This is a genomic window from Luteitalea sp. TBR-22 (assembly GCF_016865485.1).
Lineage (GTDB): Bacteria > Acidobacteriota > Vicinamibacteria > Vicinamibacterales > Vicinamibacteraceae > Luteitalea.
Window position 1 is genome coordinate 3,289,706 of the sequence record NZ_AP024452.1, and the last position, 14,535, is coordinate 3,304,240.

The window sequence follows — 14,535 nt, forward strand, 5'->3', positions numbered from 1 at the left end:
GTCGGCTCGAGTGGGTGGCCGTCAGGCCACCGGCGCCGACTGCAGGGCGTGCAGTTGCGCCCGGCCTTCGGCCAGCCTGACCTGCCAGGACGCGAGCGCCGTGGTCAGGTCGTGTTCCAGGGCGTCGGCGACGGCAACCCAATCCGCGCTCTCGGCCGCGCCCGTCAGGACGGCGGCCACCCGGTCGATCTCGGCCACATCGTCCCCCAACCAGTCGGTCGGTGCCAAGCCCGCCTGCCGCGCCCAGAGGTCTGCGGTATGGACCAGGGCGGCCAGCAGCGCGAGGTTGTCGGCCAGCGGCGCCAGTTGGGGACCGGCCTCCTGCGCACTGGCCCCACGCAGCGTCGTCGCGAGTCCGCGGGCTTCCTGCGACAGCTCGGGCAGGTACCGCAGGGCGTCACCGAGTGCCGAGGCAGCCATCTCCCCCGCCGGAGTGGTGTCCACGTCGAGGGCATCGGCGTCGTGCAGGACCCGCTCCAGCACCCCGGACTCGCGGAATGCCGGTTCGTCGACACCATTGATGCGGACGGCCGTCACTATGCGCTTGCCTTGCGCGAGCACCGGCTCGACGGCCGACAGCACCGCATCGACCGTAATCGGCACGTTGACGCCGGGGATTAACGTGGAATCTACGCGAAGTGTGAGCATCGAGGTCTCCATGCTGCTGCAGACAGGAGCAAACGGGAGGCCAGCCCCGAATCCGATCAGGAAACCGGCATGGATGTTGGATTGTCCCGGTGTGGCTGGTGAGAGGGCGGTGTGCGGCGCGTGTGCGCCTACCGCTCAAGCTGCGCACACACCCGCCGATTTGCCCTTGTGAGCCCCTTAAGGCTCCGCACCCGGAGGAGTAGGCATGGCATCGTTCTCGGTCGTCACCAATGTGTCTGCGGTCAACGCGCAGGCCAACCTGTACCAGACCAACATCGGTCTGCGGCAGGCCCTGACCCGCGTGTCGAGCGGGTATCGCATCAACTACTCGGGCGACGATGCGGCCGGCCTGGCGGTCGCCAACCGGTATCGCTCCGACGTCGCCGTCCTGCAGCAGGGCGTGCGCAACGCCAACGACGGGCTGTCCGATCTGCAGATCAAGGACGGCGCCCTCGACAACATGTCCAAGCTGCTCGACCGTCTCGCCGTGCTGGCCACGCAGGCGGCCTCGGGCCAGACGACGACGGCCTCGCGCAACACGCTGAGCGCCGAGTTCCTCGACGTGCTCGGCGAAATCAGCCGCGAGTCGAACGTGGCGCGCCTGGACGTCGCCGGCACCTCGCAGGGCTTCTCCGTGTTCGTGAGCAGCAACGGCAGCAATGGCGTCGTGGCCGGCACCATCGGCGACGTCGACATCACGTCGCTCGGGCTGGTGGGGCTGGACATCTCCACGCAGGGCGGCGCCCAGACCGCGGTGTCCACGGTCACCACCGCCATCACCAACCTCGGCGCGGTCCAGGGCCAGGTGGGTCAGTTGCAGAACCGGCTCTCCTACGCGATCAACCTCGCGCAGAGCCAGATCGTCAACACCAAGGCCGCCGAGAGCCGCATCCGCGACGCCAACGTCGCCGAGGAGTCGGCCAACCTGACGCGCTACTCGATCCTGAACCAGTCCGGCATCGCCGCCCTGGCGCAGGCCAACCAGTCCACGAGCGCCGTCCTCTCGCTGCTCCGCGGCTGACGCCCTCGAGACCTCCCCTCCGCGGACAGGCCCGTCGTCGCCCTCGCGCCGGCGGGCCTCGTCGTCTCGGCGCGCGGCCCGCCCCTGGCGATCCGCGATCGGCGATCCCCGGCCGTTAAAGGTCGGGCCAGGCCAGTCGATTACCTTCCCGAACGGCACCAAGGATGGTGCTCTCGGAGCCCGCCCCCAGCGGGGTCCAACGGTCAAGGAGGATCGTCATGGCAAGTTTCTCGGTCATCACCAACGTCGCCGCCAACAACGCCCAGGCCAACCTGTACTCGACCAACATCGGTCTGCGTACGGCCCTCACGCGCGTCAGCAGCGGCTTCCGCATCAACAACTCCGGTGATGACGCGGCCGGCCTCGCGGTCGCCAACGGCTACCGCTCCACCGTCGCGGTGCTCAACCAGGGCGTCCGCAACGCCAACGATGGCCTGTCGGACCTGCAGATCAAGGACGGCGCGCTCGACAACGTCTCCAAGCTGCTCGACCGCCTCTCGACGCTCGCCACGCAGGCGGCCTCGGGCCAGACCACCAGCACCTCGCGCACCACGCTCGATGCCGAGTTCGACGACGTGCTCAACGAGATCAACCGTGAGACCAACGTGGCCGGCCTGGCCACGGCGCAGGGCTTCTCGGTGTTCGTGAGCAACAACAGCACCAACGGCAAGGTCGGCGGCAGCATCAACGCCGTCACCACCACCTCGCTCGGCATCGCCACCGGCGACCTGACGACGCAGGCAGCCGCGCAGACCGCGGTGGCCTCCATCGCGTCGGCCGTGACCTCGCTGGGCACCGTGCAGGGCCAGGTCGGTCAGTTGCAGAACCGCCTCAGCTACGCCATCAGCCTGGCGCAGAACCAGATCGTCAACAACAAGGCCGCCGAGAGCCGCATCCGCGACGCCAACATCGCGGAAGAGTCGGCCAACCTCACCCGCTTCTCCATCCTGAACCAGTCCGGCATCGCCGCCCTGGCCCAGGCCAACGGCCAGACCTCCGCGGTCCTCTCGCTGCTCCGCGGCTAGCCCCCCGTCAGGCACGCCTGACGACACCCCGACAGGCCGTCCGGACGCAAGTCCGGACGGCCTGTCCGTCTTGTGGCCGTGCCGTCACCCCGCACAACATCTCGCGGATCTCGGCACTAAAGCCGCGCCAGCGAGGGCCGATTACCACCCCGACAACGGCACCGCGGACGGTGCCACCGGGTTCGCAGGGACGCGAACCCGACTCGGTCAAGGAGGATCGTCATGGCAAGTTTCTCGGTCATCACCAACGTCGCCGCCAACAACGCCCAGGCCAACCTGTACTCGACCAACATCGGTCTGCGTACGGCCCTCACGCGCGTCAGCAGCGGCTTCCGCATCAACAACTCCGGTGACGATGCGGCCGGCCTCGCGGTCGCCAACGGCTACCGTTCCACCGTCGCGGTGCTCAACCAGGGCGTCCGCAACGCCAACGATGGCCTGTCGGACCTGCAGATCAAGGACGGCGCGCTCGACAACGTCTCCAAGCTGCTCGACCGCCTCTCGACGCTCGCCACGCAGGCGGCCTCGGGCCAGACCACCAGCACCTCGCGCACCACGCTCGATGCCGAGTTCGACGACGTGCTCAACGAGATCAACCGTGAGACCAACGTGGCCGGCCTGGCCACGGCGCAGGGCTTCTCGGTGTTCGTGAGCAACAACAGCACCAACGGCAAGGTCGGCGGCAGCATCAACGCCGTCACCACCACCTCGCTCGGCATCGCCTCGGGCGATCTGACGACGCAGGCAGCCGCGCAGACCGCGGTGGCCTCCATCGCGTCGGCCGTGACCTCGCTGGGCACCGTGCAGGGCCAGGTCGGTCAGCTGCAGAACCGCCTCAGCTACGCCATCAGCCTGGCGCAGAACCAGATCGTCAACAACAAGGCCGCCGAGAGCCGCATCCGCGACGCCAACATCGCGGAAGAGTCGGCCAACCTCACCCGGTTCTCCATCCTGAACCAGTCCGGCATCGCCGCCCTGGCCCAGGCCAACGGCCAGACCTCCGCGGTCCTCTCGCTGCTCCGCGGCTAAGGACTCGCACCCTAGCGCCGGTCGGGCACCTCCGGGCCCGGCCGGCGCCTTTTCCCTGCCCCCACGCCCAGCCCCCAGCCCCGCAGCACTCGCCGCCCCTACAGCTTCCCGCTAGACTGCCGATTGAGGGAGTAGACGCCCGGGATCGGACGTCGGAGGCGTGTGTCCATGAGCAGTCCCATTACGCTGAGCGGCTTCAACAACATCGACTTCAACAGCATCGTCGAGGCCCTGTACCAGCAGGAGCGCCAGCCCGTGCTGCAGTTGCAGACGCAGCAGGCGCAGCTCGAGAAACAGAAGACAGCCTTCGGCACCCTCGCGACACGCCTGAGCGCGCTCGAGTCGGCAGCCAGCGACCTGGCGTCCTCGAGGGCCTTCAGCGGGACCACGGCGTCGGTCAGCAAGGAGTCGGCAGTCAGGGCGTCGAGCGCCAGCGGCGCCGCCACGGGGAGCTACTCGCTCACCGTCAGCGCCCTCGCCCAGGCGCAGGTCACCGCCACCAACGGCACCACGCCGGACGCCGACACGACGGTGGTCGCCAGCGGCGGCTCGCTGGTCATCGGCGGCAAGACCGTCACCGTGACCGGGGACGTGACGATGAACGGCCTGGCCGCCGCGATCAACGAGACGGCCGACATCGGGGTCACGGCCTCGGTCGTGCGATCGACCGGCGGCGCGTACCAGCTGGTGCTGACCGGCAAGGAGACGGGCGCCGACAAGGCGTTCACCGTCACCAACAACCTCACCGGTGGCGGCGGCGTGAGCTTCCCCGGCACCAACGCGCAGGCCGCGCAGGATGCGGTCCTGTCGATCAACAACGTGACGGTCACCAGCAGTTCCAACACCGTCGAGAACGCCATCCCTGGCGTCACCCTGACGCTGCAGGAGCAGATCGCGGCGCCCGTGGTGATCACCATCACGGCAGACACGTCGTCGGTCGAGGAACTGGTGAAGAAGTTCACCAGCGCCTACAACGAGCTGCAGACCTTCCTCGAGCAGCAGACCAAGGCCTTCGCCAACAAGGAGCGCGACAACATCGGCGGCGACCCGCTGGTGCGGCAGCTGCGCAACAGCCTGAGTCGCGTCGCCTCGGGGGAGATTCCCACCGGCGACACGTACACCTCGCTCGCGCAGGTCGGCCTCTCGTTCAACCGCACGGGCCAGCTCGAGTTCCGCAACGCCGACCTGCAGGCGGCCATCAAGGCCGACCGGACGGCGGTGATGAGCCTGTTCCAGGGCGGCTCGGGCTTCGATGGCGCCTTCGACAAGATGAAGACCGCCGTCAGCAACTACACCAGCAGCGGCGGCCTCATCCCGACGGCGCGCACGCGCCTCGACGACCAGCTGACCAAGCTCGGTGAGCGCATCAGCGAGATGGAGCGGCGGCTGGCGATCCGCAAGGAAGCATTGCAGAAGGAGTACGTTGCGGCCGATTTGGCGATCGCGCAGCTGAACTCCTCCAAGAGCCAGCTGGGATCGTTCTCCTCATCGCTCAGCAGCCTCTGAGGCACACGGAAACACCATCGCCCATGTCGACTCTTCTGGCGTACGCCGCTCCCCACAGCCCGAATCCAGCCATGTACAACAAGGGTGCCCAGGCCTACCTGCAGACCCAGGTGCAGTCACGCACGCCGGTCGAGCTCGTCGTGATGCTGTACGACGGGGCCATCAAGTTCCTCGGCCAGGCCCGCGAGGCGATGGCACGCCGCGACCTGATCGCCAAGCGGCACGCGCTGTCGCGCGGGCTGGCCATCGTGCAGGAACTGCAGAACATGCTGAACATGGAGGCGGGAGGCGAGGTTGCCGAGCGCCTCGACGGCCTCTACACTTACATCCTCGGCCGGTGCTACGAGGCCAACACGCAGCTGGATCCGGCGGGTCTGGACGAAGCCATCAAGCTGCTGACGCCGCTGCGCGATGCCTGGGCCGCCGTGGCCCAGAATCCGGCGCAAGCCGGCTGAGCGGCCCGCACCGCCGGGAGACCGGTTCCCATGACTGCTGATCTCGCCACGGTGCTCGCCGACTACCGGACCGGCCTCGACGCCGAGCTGGCCCTGCTGGCGCAACTGCACGACGTGGCGAGGCGGCAGCACGCCCTCCCCGCCTCCCCCACCCCGGAAGCCCTCACCGCCCTCGCCCTCGAACGCGAACACCTGCTCGCCACCCTCGCCGGGCTGGAACAGCAGGTCCTGCCGCTCCGCACCCAACTGGCCGCCCAGGTGCACGCCGTGCGGCAGATGCCCGGGTACGCCGGCGTGGCCGAGCGTCACCAGCGCGCGACCGCCCTGGTCAACGACATCACGCAACTCGACGACGAGAGCCTGCAGGTGCTCCAGCGCGCCGACGCGGACCGTCGCGCAGCCACGCAGAGCCTCGAAGCGGGCGAAGCCACGCTGGCGGCCTACCGCCGCATCCTGCAGCAGCCACAGGCGCCGGCAGGCCTGTTCACGCAGCGGGGCTGAACCTCGAGCAGGCTCGAGGCGCTGGGCAGGGCTCAGGGATCAGGGAGCTTCACCTGGAGATGGCGCGGCGCGCCGCAGGTTCGAGCTTCTCAACCGCGGGTCACGCGCTGGCCGCGGCGGCGGGCGTGAGGACGCGTCGGCCGAGCGGACGCTCGGCGTGCAGGAAGTAGCCGGTGGGGACGAACCCACGCACGTCGTACAGGGCGCGCGCATGGGCGTTGTCTTCGCTCACCAGGAGCGTCGCCACGGCCCGGTCGTGCGAGACGCCCCACGACAGCATGCCGTCGAGCAGGCGGCTGGCCAGGTGCTGCCGACGCGCGAGCGGATCGACGACGATCTGCGCGAGGTGGAGCGTGCGCGCCGACAACGCGGTCACGATGGCCGCGCCGTTCAACTGCCCGGCGAGCGCGCCGGGCAGGACCAGGCTGGCGTCGGGCACGAAGCGGCCGAGCGCGGCACCGCGCGTCAGCTGCCCCAGGTACTGCGCCCACTCCTCGAGGCGCCCGTGCGGCGCGAAGCAGCGCGCTCCGGGCACGCCGGCATACGCCCGGGAGAACAGGCGGACGAGATCGGGGCCATCCTCCTCGGCCAGCGGGCGCAACGCCGGATCGATCGGCCCCTGGCAGCTGCGGTCCAGCGTCCGACGCAGATACCAGTAGCGGGTCACCGCGAACCGTCGGCGCTGCAGGGCGCTCTCGCAGGCCGGGCTGTCGGGGAACACGAACAGCAGGATGTCGTGCGCCAGCGACGCCTCGGGCGCCTTGAAGATCGCGTCGAGCAGCAACCGCACGCCGTCGGCCGTCCTGGCCTGCAACGCGCCGACCTGCAGCACGCCGTGCTGCACGAGGAAGTATGTCCAGCCGACGATGCTCTGCCCCGGTCCGCGCACCACCAGGCCCGGCAGGGTGCCGTCGGCGCGAGCGTGCTCGAGAATCTGGAGCGACGGCTCGAGATCCCACTGCAGGCCCGTCGACCAGCGGGCCTTCTCCGCCTCGTAGACCGGGCGCATGGCCTCGGCCGGCAGGTTCCGCCAGTCGTCGAGCCTCATGACGCGCCGCCGGCGGCCTTGGTGAGCTGCGAGAGCGCGGCCGGCAGCCCGGTGGGCGTGGCGGCCCGACGGTTCTCCTCGCGGATCTGGTCGTAGACCTCCTGCCGGTGCACCGGCACGTCGGCCGGCGCCGTCACTCCGAGGCGCACGGCGTCCTTGCTGACCCGGAGCACCCGGATCTCGATGCCATCGGCCACGATGATCGCTTCGTTGCGGCGGCGCGTGAAGACGAGCACGACGGGGCGTCCTTGCTCAGTAGAGCTGCGTGAGTTCGAACCGCAGCGGATAGAGGCTGTTGGAGGGCATCAGCTGGTAGCCCAGCATCCGCGCGGGATTGACGACGATCGGCGCGCGCAGGTTGACGACGGTCTGCTCGGCCTGGACGGTGACGACAGCGAGCCACACGAGGGCGTCCTCGTCGGGATCACCGAGCCGCGCGCGGTCGACGTCCGAGAGCACGCATCGGTAGTCGGGGAAGACCCGCCGCGGGTCCACGGCCAGGAACGAGGCCGACGGCCCCTCGACCGACTGGAGGCACTTGAAGGGGTCGAGCTCGCGCGACGAGAGCACCACGAACTGGCGGCACTCCTCGAAGCCCGGGAGGCCGGCAGGAAACGAGACGACGTCGGCCGGCGCCACCTCGAAGGTGCCGAAGGCGGTGTCGAGGCGGATGGCGTCGGACGGCAACTGCTCGGGTGCGGTCATCACAGGTAGTCCATGAGCGAGCGCTTCTGGTTCTGGCCCGCGGCAGCGATGGCGGCCTGCTGGGCCTGCTGGGCGCGCGTCATCTCGGAGATGGCTTCGGCGAGGCTGATCTCCTCGGCCTGCGATCGGCGCGTGTCGCTGGCCCGCCGCAGTTCGTCGAGGCGGAGTTTCTCGGCCGGCAGCGCGCTCAGGGTGGCGCCGACCTTGCCCTGCGCGGCCGTCACACTGTCGAACGTGGCCTGCAGGTCCTGCAGGCCACCGTCGATGCCCGACATGTTGCCGGCGCGGACGGCGGCCGCCAGCGCGTCAAGCGTCTGGAACACGTTGCCGCCACCGCCCTGCAGCAGGCTGCCGCCGTCGACGGTCACCGCCGCCGACGAGGTGCGGGAGACGTCGACCTGCACGACGGTGCTGTCGCCCTGGTACGCCGAGACGGTGGTGCCCGCCTTGGTGTAGGGCGCCGACGAGGTGTCGGCACCGGCGAACAGGTAGATGCCGCGGTAGCTGGTGTTGATGGCCGTGAAGATGGCTTCCTTGGCGCCCTCGATCTCGAGCGCCACGGCCTCGCGCTGCGCCGGCGTCAGGATGGTGGTGCGTCCCTGCGCCGCCTTGGTCTGGGCGGTGGTGATGCTCGAGATGATGTCGGAGAGCACCGAGTCGGTGACGCGGAGGCGCGAGTCGACCGAGTCGTTGGCGTCGCGATACCGATCGGTGGCGCGGATCTCGGCGCGCTCGCGCAGCCCGGCGGCGGCCGCCGACGGGTCGTCGCTGGCCTGCTGGATGCGGCGCCCCGACGACACCTGCTGCTGGGCGCGGGCGAAGGCCTCGGCCGTCGACTGGATGTCGTTGAGCGAGTTGCGGAAGATCGTGTTGTTGGTGACGCGGTACATGGCAACCTCGCGCTAACGCTTCAGGGACAGCAACGTCTCGATGGTCTGGTCGATCACCGAGAAGAACCGCGCATTGGCCTCGTAGGCGCGCTGGTAGCGCAGCATCATCGCGGCCTCCTCGTCGATCGACACGCCCGACACGCTGTCGCGCAGCTGCTCGATCTGGTTGACGATCTCCTGGCGGCTCGCCTGCTCGGCCTCGGCGCGGCTGACGTCGCTGCCGACGTCGTACACCAGCGCCGTCCACGCCTCGGCCGGGGTGTCGCCGTTGACGATCGAGGCATCGCGCAGGTCGGCCAGCTTGCGCGCCACCTGGTTGTCACCCGACGACGGGATGCCCGCCGCCGCCACCAGCGACGGGTTGGCCATCAGCGTCGCGTCCATCCTGAGGGCCGCCGCCGCGCCGGCCACGCCGGTCGGCGGCGTGAAGAAGTTGCCGCCCGGGTTGCCGTTCAGGTCGTAGCCCGTCGCGTGCAGGGTGTTGACCTCGGTGGCCACCGCGTAGGCCAGCTCGTCGAGCTGCGCCTGATAGCCTGGGATGTCGGTGTCGCGGACGTGCAGTTCACCACCGAGGTGGCCGTCGGTCAGTTCGAGCGTGATGTCGGTCCCGTCGGCCGCCTGCACGCGCGCGTAGCCCGACGGCATGCCCGCGACGGCGGCCAGCGCGTAGCTGTCGGCGCCGACCACGAGGGGCCGGCCGCTGCGCGTCGAGATCTGCACGGTCCCGTCGGCCAGTTCGAGCACCTGTGTCCCCAGGATGCCCGACAGCTCCTTGATGGCCTCGGTCTGCTCGTCGCGCAGGTGCAGCGTCTGCGACGAGGGCGACGAGCCGATCGACTTGTTCAGGGCGGCGATGCGGGTGGTGAGCTCGTTGATGCTCTCGACGTCCTCGATGACGCGCTGGTCGGTGGCCTTGGCCGCATCGGTCAGGCGGCTGGCCATGCCATTGAACGCGCGCGCCAGCGCCTCGCCTTCCGACAGGACCTGCTGGCGGGCGGTGGCCGACGTGGGCGCCTCGGCGAGTTCCGCGAACGCGTCGAAGAAGTCTTCCAGATCGGCATCGACCGAGCTTCCCGGCTTGCCGAGGGCGACCTCGACCAGTCCCAGGGACTCGGCCATCGCCGACTGCTGCTGTTCGAGCGGTGACTCGTCGTACAGGCGCTGGTCGTACAGCCGATCGCGCATCGAGCGCACGCCGAGCACCTCGACGCCGATGCCGGCCGAGAACCGGTCGGGAGGCGGCACCGCGCCGAAGTCGGCGACGCGCTTGGTGTAACCGGGCGTGTTGACGTTGGCCAGGTTGTTCCCCGTCACGTCCAGCCCGAAGCGCTGGGCGTCGAGGGCCTTGGACGTCATCCCGAGCATGCCGAACAGCGACATCAGCCTCTCGCAGTCAGGAAGGCGCCCCCACCGGGGGTCGTGAGGGGGCGTCCCACGGGCGTGTAGCCGCGCGGGGCGTCGGCGACGACGGGTTGGTGTCCCGTCAGGAGCGACAGCGAGAAGCCCAGGCGACGACAACGCGCCAGGGCGGCGGTGACCGCCATCGCCTGTTCGGGCGCCAGCGTGTCGCCGGTCCGGATGGCCTCGGCCGCGGCCTGCGTGAAGGCCCGTGCCCGCGCCTCGATCTGGTGTTCGCTGGCCTCGATCGCCTCCGGGCGAACCTGCGCCAGCGCGTCGGCCAGCGCCTCGAGGGCGAGCCCCAGAGCCTGCGCCGTCGTGCTCAGTCGGGATGTCTCAGTCACACCCCACGCTCCGCGTTCCGGCCGGGGGGTGGCCCCCCGACCCTATTTCGACAGCAGACTGTCGATCAGGCGGTCCGCGAGTCGGCCGGCATCGTTGCCGACCTGCCCGGCCGCCAGCTTGGCCTTGGCACGGTCAACGACGTCCTGCCGAATCTCCGGGGCCTTGTTGGCGGCATCCACCGCCTTGCCGAGCAGGCGTGCATCAGCCGAGACCTCTACCCGGTCCCCGCCCTCCGCCTTGCCGCGAGCGTCCTGCGCCCGCTGCGGCGCAGCCTTCTGGACCTGCTGGGTCTGGCCTGCGTCCTGTGCGCCCGAGGGGCGATCGCCCTGAATCTTCATCGTCTACTCCTGTGGCGCACGGCGGGACAGCCGGCGCTTGTACCAGGAATCGGCAGCCGTTCACTGACCTTTAATGTCACTCGTCAAATTCCTGACGAACTGCTCCGGGTCCACCCGGCGCCCTGCCTGCGTCACCTCGAAATGCAGGTGCGGCCCGGTCGACCGGCCGGTGCTGCCGACCCGTCCGACCTGCTGCCCCTGCGCCACGGTGTCCCCCGCCTTGACGTCCAGCGAGGAGAGGTGCGCGTACCGTGACTCGAATCCATTGGCGTGCCTGACGACGACCGTCAGGCCGTAGCCGCCCTGTTCCTGGGCCGTGACCACCGTGCCGGCCGCAGCGGCGGGCACGTCGGTGCCATACCTCGCTGCAAGGTCGATGCCGCCGTGGAACTTCGACTGTCCCTTGAACGGATCGGCGCGCCAGCCGTAACCGGAGCTCACCCGCCCGGACATTTCGAGCGAAAGCTCGCTCGACACGTCACCCATGGCCGATGCTGTCGACCCGGGCATGGGTCGGACAACCGACACCGCGGCAGGCGTTGCGGTCAGGTTGCCGGCACGGCCACCGGTGGTCGTCGCCGGCGCGGTCAACGACGGAGCCCCCTGGCCGGACACGGGCAGGCCCTCGGTTCGCGGCAGCACCGTGCCGGGCGCGACCGCCGCCTGCTGTCGCTCCCACGCCTGCACCAGCATCGGCGTGAGGCCCATGCCGCCGGCCCTGGCCAGGTGCATCGCCAGTTCGCTGTCGATCGTCGAGCTGTAGGTCTCGTTGCCGAGGCCCTCACCCTGGCCTTCCTCGTCGAGCAGCGACTTGCGCATCTGCTTGATCATCTCGAGCATCAGCATCGACTCGAACTGCGCGGCGAGCTCGGACAGCTTCTCCCGCTCGGCCGCCGGCGTCGCCTGGCCATCGAGCGCCGTGAGGCGATCGGGCCCGGGCGCGGGCAGCGTGAGCGACGGGGTGCGGGTGTCGACGGCCATGGCGGGACCTGGGCGCGCGGGGCGCTAGATGACGACGATCTCCGCGCGCAGCGAGCCGGCGGCCTTGAGCGCCTGGACGATGGCGATGATGTCGCGCGGGGTCACGCCGAGCGAGTTGAGGGCGCGCACGACCGCGTCGAGCGTCACGCCTTCCTCGAGCGCGATCAGGCGCGTCTCGCGCTCCTTGACGTCCACCTGCTGATTGGGCACGACGACGGTCTGCCCGCGACTCGGGCCCCACGACGGGTTGGGCTGCGACACGTCGAACTGCGTCGAGATGCGCACCGCCAGCGAACCATGGGCCACCGCCGCGGCGCCCAGCGTCACCTGCGCGCCGACGACGACCGTGCCGGTCCGTTCGTTGATGACGACCCGGGCCGGCGCGTCCGACTCCACGGGCAACGGCTCGATGCGCGCCATCAACTCCGGGATGTTGCCCTTGTAGTGCGCCGGCACGGTGATGGTCACGGTGGCCGGGTCGATGGCCCGGGCCGAGCCGGTGCCCAGTGCCTGGTCGACGACGGCGGCCAGCCGCGAGGCCGTCGAGAAATCCGGCGCGTTGAGCGCGAGCATCACCTGATCGCCGTCGGGCACCGCGCCCCGTGGCTGCACCTGGACGAGGCCGCCGCCGGGCACCCGGCCGGCCGTCAGGTGATTCACCTGGACGCCGTTGGCGGCGTTGCCGGCGCCGAACCCGCCGAGGGTGAGCGGACCCTGCGCCAGCGCCACCACCTGGCCGTCGGTGCCGCGCAGCGGCGTCGGCACCAGCGTGCCGCCCTGCAGGCTGCGGGCGTCGCCGATCGACGACACCGTGATGTCGAGGCGCACGCCGGGCCGCGCAAACGGCGGCAACTCGGCGCTCACCAGCACCGCCGCGACGTTCTCGACCTTCATCATCTCGGGTGTCACGACCACGCCGAAGCGCTCGAGGGTGTTGGCCAGCGACAGGTTCGAGAACAGCGTCTGGCGCTTGTCGCCGGTCCGGTTCAGGCCGATCACCAGGCCGTATCCGATGAGCGGCGTCGGCCTGACGCCGACCAGGGAGGCGACGTCCTTGATCCGCATGGTGTTGGCGCTGCGCGCACCGAGGGGGACCGCGCCCGCCACCAGCATCGCCACCATCACGCCCACTGCCATCATCCGCGTCATCGTCGTTCTCCGTGTGCGTCGTTGGCCGTCGTGCGTCCCGCCTCGTGCCCTTCGAAGGCCCGAGGCCGGATGACGAAGGCCGGCCTGCCTAGAAGATCTTGTTCATGATCCGGACCAGCCAGCCCGGCTTCAGGTTGTCCTTCATCAGCCCGCGCCCGTAGTACTGGATGCGCAGGTTGGCGATCTGGGTGGACTGCACCTGGTTGTTGCGACGCAGGTCCTGGGCGCGCACCACGCCGGTCAGGACGACGACCTGTCGCTCGCCGTTGAGGTCGAGTTCCTTGACGCTCTCGAGCATCAGGTCGCCATTGGGGAGCACCTCGCTGACGCGCGCCGTCATCGTCGCCGTGAGCATGCTGGTGCGCGTCGTCGTGCCGCTGCCCTTGAACGACGTCTCGCTGTTGGTGCTCATCAGGTTCGCGGGGTCCACCGACGAGGGGAACTTGGTCTCGAGGCCGAACAGGGTCGGGACGCCCGCGGTGCCCCGGCCCTCCTTGTCGAGCGCCGAATCGGCCGTTGCCGACGACTCGATGTTCTCGATGACCCGGATGGTGATCAGGTCGTTGACGCGCGAGGCGCGACGGTCCGAGGTGAGGCCGCTGATCCAGTCGATCGAGGCCTCGTCGCTGGCCGGCGACACCGTGGCGCGCGCCAGCATCCTGGCCGTCTCGAGGTGACGGGCGACGGCCGCGTCGTACGCGTTGTTGGACGGCTTGGTCGGCAGGGGCGTCTGCGTCTGTGCGGCGGCGCCGCTGGCCAGGACGACACTGGCGCACAGGGCGAGGACGAAGGAGCTACGAGGCATGGAGGACCTCCACGAGCGCCTCGGCCACGACACGGCCGCGCAGGCGCTTCTTGCTGTCCGGGTTGACCACGATCACGGTCTGCCCCAGGGTGCCGGACTGCGCCGCGATGGCGCGTCCGCGAACTTCGAGCGCGCCGACACGCGCGATGGTGACGACCTCGTCGCCGGAGTTGACCAGCGCCGGCACCACGGCGGCGAGGCGCGTCACCACCTCGCCGGCCTGCAGTGCCTTGCGCGTCGTGAGGCCGCGCACCGCCTCGAGCGTGGGCAGCGGCGAGAGCGGCTGCCGACCGACGTCATCGCGCACGCCTTCCAGCGCATCTGCGGTCAGCGCCTCGCCGGCCGCGACCTTCTGCCGGGCCCGCACGTGCGGCGCCACCACATGCACCACCGCGCCGAGTCGTCCGACCCGCGCCGGCGTGGCGTGCTCGTCGCCGAACAGCACGAAGCGGACCGGGCCGCCGGTGCGGCTGGCCGGTTCGGGGACCGCTCGCACGATCGGCCCGGCGCCCGGCGCCAGCGTCAGCACCGGCGCGGTGATCGTCACCTCCGCCTCGCCGCCGAACGCCTCGCGCACCGCCTGCGTCGCAGCCGCGACGGCGGCCTCGAGGTCGCCGGCGGGCTGCGCGCCGAGCGGCGCGGCCAGCGACAGGACCGCGAGGACGACGGCGGCCATGGGCGCCAACCGCGT

General features: G+C 70.2%; 18 protein-coding genes. 6 read left to right on the forward strand and 12 right to left on the reverse strand.

Annotated features, from left to right (window positions below; translation table 11 throughout):
• Nucleotides 1-21: 21 nt before the first annotated feature.
• Nucleotides 22-648, reverse strand: a complete 627-nt coding sequence (locus TBR22_RS13520; protein ID WP_239488368.1) for a hypothetical protein — start codon at nt 646-648, stop codon at nt 22-24.
• Nucleotides 649-853: 205 nt separating this feature from the next.
• On the opposite strand from TBR22_RS13520, the gene TBR22_RS13525 reads away from it, so the two are divergent.
• The 6 genes from TBR22_RS13525 to TBR22_RS13550 all read left to right on the forward strand — a co-directional run bounded on the left by TBR22_RS13525 (nt 854) and on the right by TBR22_RS13550 (nt 6,185).
• Nucleotides 854-1,669 (forward strand): flagellin, encoded by an 816-nt coding sequence (locus TBR22_RS13525; RefSeq protein ID WP_239488369.1) that lies wholly within the window; start codon nt 854-856, stop codon nt 1,667-1,669.
• Between the two features lie 218 nt (nt 1,670-1,887).
• Nucleotides 1,888-2,694 carry a flagellin gene (locus TBR22_RS13530; protein WP_239488370.1) on the forward strand — a complete coding sequence of 269 codons (807 nt, stop codon included), beginning with the start codon at nt 1,888-1,890 and terminating at the stop codon, nt 2,692-2,694.
• Nucleotides 2,695-2,916: 222 nt separating this feature from the next.
• Nucleotides 2,917-3,723, forward strand: coding sequence for a flagellin (locus tag TBR22_RS13535; RefSeq protein WP_239488371.1), 807 nt, complete (start codon nt 2,917-2,919; stop codon nt 3,721-3,723).
• Nucleotides 3,724-3,891: 168 nt separating this feature from the next.
• Complete coding sequence (fliD, locus tag TBR22_RS13540) at nt 3,892-5,229, forward strand: flagellar filament capping protein FliD (protein WP_239488372.1); 1,338 nt, start codon at nt 3,892-3,894, stop codon at nt 5,227-5,229.
• 23 nt (nt 5,230-5,252) lie between these two features.
• Nucleotides 5,253-5,684, forward strand: coding sequence for a flagellar export chaperone FliS (fliS, locus tag TBR22_RS13545; RefSeq protein WP_239488373.1), 432 nt, complete (start codon nt 5,253-5,255; stop codon nt 5,682-5,684).
• Nucleotides 5,685-5,714: 30 nt separating this feature from the next.
• Entirely contained in the window at nt 5,715-6,185 is a 471-nt protein-coding gene (locus tag TBR22_RS13550; protein ID WP_239488374.1) for a hypothetical protein, read from the forward strand.
• A 100-nt stretch (nt 6,186-6,285) separates the two neighbouring features.
• Here TBR22_RS13550 and TBR22_RS13555 read toward each other — a convergent pair whose 3' ends face one another.
• From TBR22_RS13555 to flgA, 11 genes are all read right to left on the reverse strand, one after another.
• Complete coding sequence (locus TBR22_RS13555) at nt 6,286-7,233, reverse strand: GNAT family N-acetyltransferase (protein ID WP_239488375.1); 948 nt, start codon at nt 7,231-7,233, stop codon at nt 6,286-6,288.
• Nucleotides 7,230-7,469 (reverse strand): carbon storage regulator CsrA, encoded by a 240-nt coding sequence (gene csrA, locus TBR22_RS13560; protein WP_239488376.1) that lies wholly within the window; start codon nt 7,467-7,469, stop codon nt 7,230-7,232. Before csrA ends, TBR22_RS13555 begins: the two co-directional genes overlap by 4 nt.
• 16 nt (nt 7,470-7,485) lie before the next feature.
• Nucleotides 7,486-7,938 carry a flagellar assembly protein FliW gene (fliW, locus tag TBR22_RS13565; protein ID WP_239488377.1) on the reverse strand — a complete coding sequence of 151 codons (453 nt, stop codon included), beginning with the start codon at nt 7,936-7,938 and terminating at the stop codon, nt 7,486-7,488.
• Nucleotides 7,938-8,828, reverse strand: coding sequence for a flagellar hook-associated protein FlgL (flgL, locus tag TBR22_RS13570; protein WP_239488378.1), 891 nt, complete (start codon nt 8,826-8,828; stop codon nt 7,938-7,940). Before flgL ends, fliW begins: the two co-directional genes overlap by 1 nt.
• 12 nt (nt 8,829-8,840) lie before the next feature.
• The gene (gene flgK, locus TBR22_RS13575) at nt 8,841-10,208 is read right to left on the reverse strand and encodes a flagellar hook-associated protein FlgK (protein ID WP_239488379.1); all 1,368 of its coding nucleotides are present in this window, start codon (nt 10,206-10,208) and stop codon (nt 8,841-8,843) included.
• The gene (locus TBR22_RS13580; protein WP_239488380.1) at nt 10,208-10,570 is read right to left on the reverse strand and encodes a hypothetical protein; all 363 of its coding nucleotides are present in this window, start codon (nt 10,568-10,570) and stop codon (nt 10,208-10,210) included. Before TBR22_RS13580 ends, flgK begins: the two co-directional genes overlap by 1 nt.
• Before the next feature lie 42 nt (nt 10,571-10,612).
• Entirely contained in the window at nt 10,613-10,909 is a 297-nt protein-coding gene (flgM, locus tag TBR22_RS13585) for a flagellar biosynthesis anti-sigma factor FlgM (protein WP_239488381.1), read from the reverse strand.
• A gap of 60 nt (nt 10,910-10,969) precedes the next feature.
• Complete coding sequence (locus TBR22_RS13590; protein WP_239488382.1) at nt 10,970-11,890, reverse strand: M23 family metallopeptidase; 921 nt, start codon at nt 11,888-11,890, stop codon at nt 10,970-10,972.
• A 24-nt stretch (nt 11,891-11,914) separates the two neighbouring features.
• Entirely contained in the window at nt 11,915-13,012 is a 1,098-nt protein-coding gene (locus TBR22_RS13595; RefSeq protein WP_370651527.1) for a flagellar basal body P-ring protein FlgI, read from the reverse strand.
• A gap of 115 nt (nt 13,013-13,127) precedes the next feature.
• The gene (locus TBR22_RS13600) at nt 13,128-13,844 is read right to left on the reverse strand and encodes a flagellar basal body L-ring protein FlgH (protein WP_239488384.1); all 717 of its coding nucleotides are present in this window, start codon (nt 13,842-13,844) and stop codon (nt 13,128-13,130) included.
• Complete coding sequence (gene flgA / locus TBR22_RS13605) at nt 13,834-14,520, reverse strand: flagellar basal body P-ring formation chaperone FlgA (RefSeq protein ID WP_239488385.1); 687 nt, start codon at nt 14,518-14,520, stop codon at nt 13,834-13,836. The genes TBR22_RS13600 and flgA overlap by 11 nt, the downstream gene beginning before the upstream one ends.
• Between the last annotated feature and the right edge of the window lie 15 nt (nt 14,521-14,535).

Excerpts from the sequence above, each read along its gene's own strand:
- fliD (WP_239488372.1), top strand. The coding sequence starts at position 3,892 with ATGAGCAGTCCCATTACGCTGAGCGGCTTCAACAACATCGACTTCAAC.
- TBR22_RS13590 (WP_239488382.1), bottom strand. The coding sequence starts at position 11,890 with ATGGCCGTCGACACCCGCACCCCGTCGCTCACGCTGCCCGCGCCCGGG.
- TBR22_RS13555 (WP_239488375.1), bottom strand. The coding sequence starts at position 7,233 with ATGAGGCTCGACGACTGGCGGAACCTGCCGGCCGAGGCCATGCGCCCG.
- fliS (WP_239488373.1), top strand. The coding sequence starts at position 5,253 with ATGTCGACTCTTCTGGCGTACGCCGCTCCCCACAGCCCGAATCCAGCC.
- TBR22_RS13530 (WP_239488370.1), top strand. The coding sequence starts at position 1,888 with ATGGCAAGTTTCTCGGTCATCACCAACGTCGCCGCCAACAACGCCCAG.
- flgA (WP_239488385.1), bottom strand. The coding sequence starts at position 14,520 with ATGGCCGCCGTCGTCCTCGCGGTCCTGTCGCTGGCCGCGCCGCTCGGC.
- TBR22_RS13520 (WP_239488368.1), bottom strand. The coding sequence starts at position 648 with ATGCTCACACTTCGCGTAGATTCCACGTTAATCCCCGGCGTCAACGTG.
- TBR22_RS13600 (WP_239488384.1), bottom strand. The coding sequence starts at position 13,844 with ATGCCTCGTAGCTCCTTCGTCCTCGCCCTGTGCGCCAGTGTCGTCCTG.
- fliW (WP_239488377.1), bottom strand. The coding sequence starts at position 7,938 with ATGACCGCACCCGAGCAGTTGCCGTCCGACGCCATCCGCCTCGACACC.
- flgK (WP_239488379.1), bottom strand. The coding sequence starts at position 10,208 with ATGTCGCTGTTCGGCATGCTCGGGATGACGTCCAAGGCCCTCGACGCC.
- flgL (WP_239488378.1), bottom strand. The coding sequence starts at position 8,828 with ATGTACCGCGTCACCAACAACACGATCTTCCGCAACTCGCTCAACGAC.
- TBR22_RS13535 (WP_239488371.1), top strand. The coding sequence starts at position 2,917 with ATGGCAAGTTTCTCGGTCATCACCAACGTCGCCGCCAACAACGCCCAG.
- flgM (WP_239488381.1), bottom strand. The coding sequence starts at position 10,909 with ATGAAGATTCAGGGCGATCGCCCCTCGGGCGCACAGGACGCAGGCCAG.
- TBR22_RS13550 (WP_239488374.1), top strand. The coding sequence starts at position 5,715 with ATGACTGCTGATCTCGCCACGGTGCTCGCCGACTACCGGACCGGCCTC.
- TBR22_RS13595 (WP_370651527.1), bottom strand. The coding sequence starts at position 13,012 with ATGGTGGCGATGCTGGTGGCGGGCGCGGTCCCCCTCGGTGCGCGCAGC.
- TBR22_RS13525 (WP_239488369.1), top strand. The coding sequence starts at position 854 with ATGGCATCGTTCTCGGTCGTCACCAATGTGTCTGCGGTCAACGCGCAG.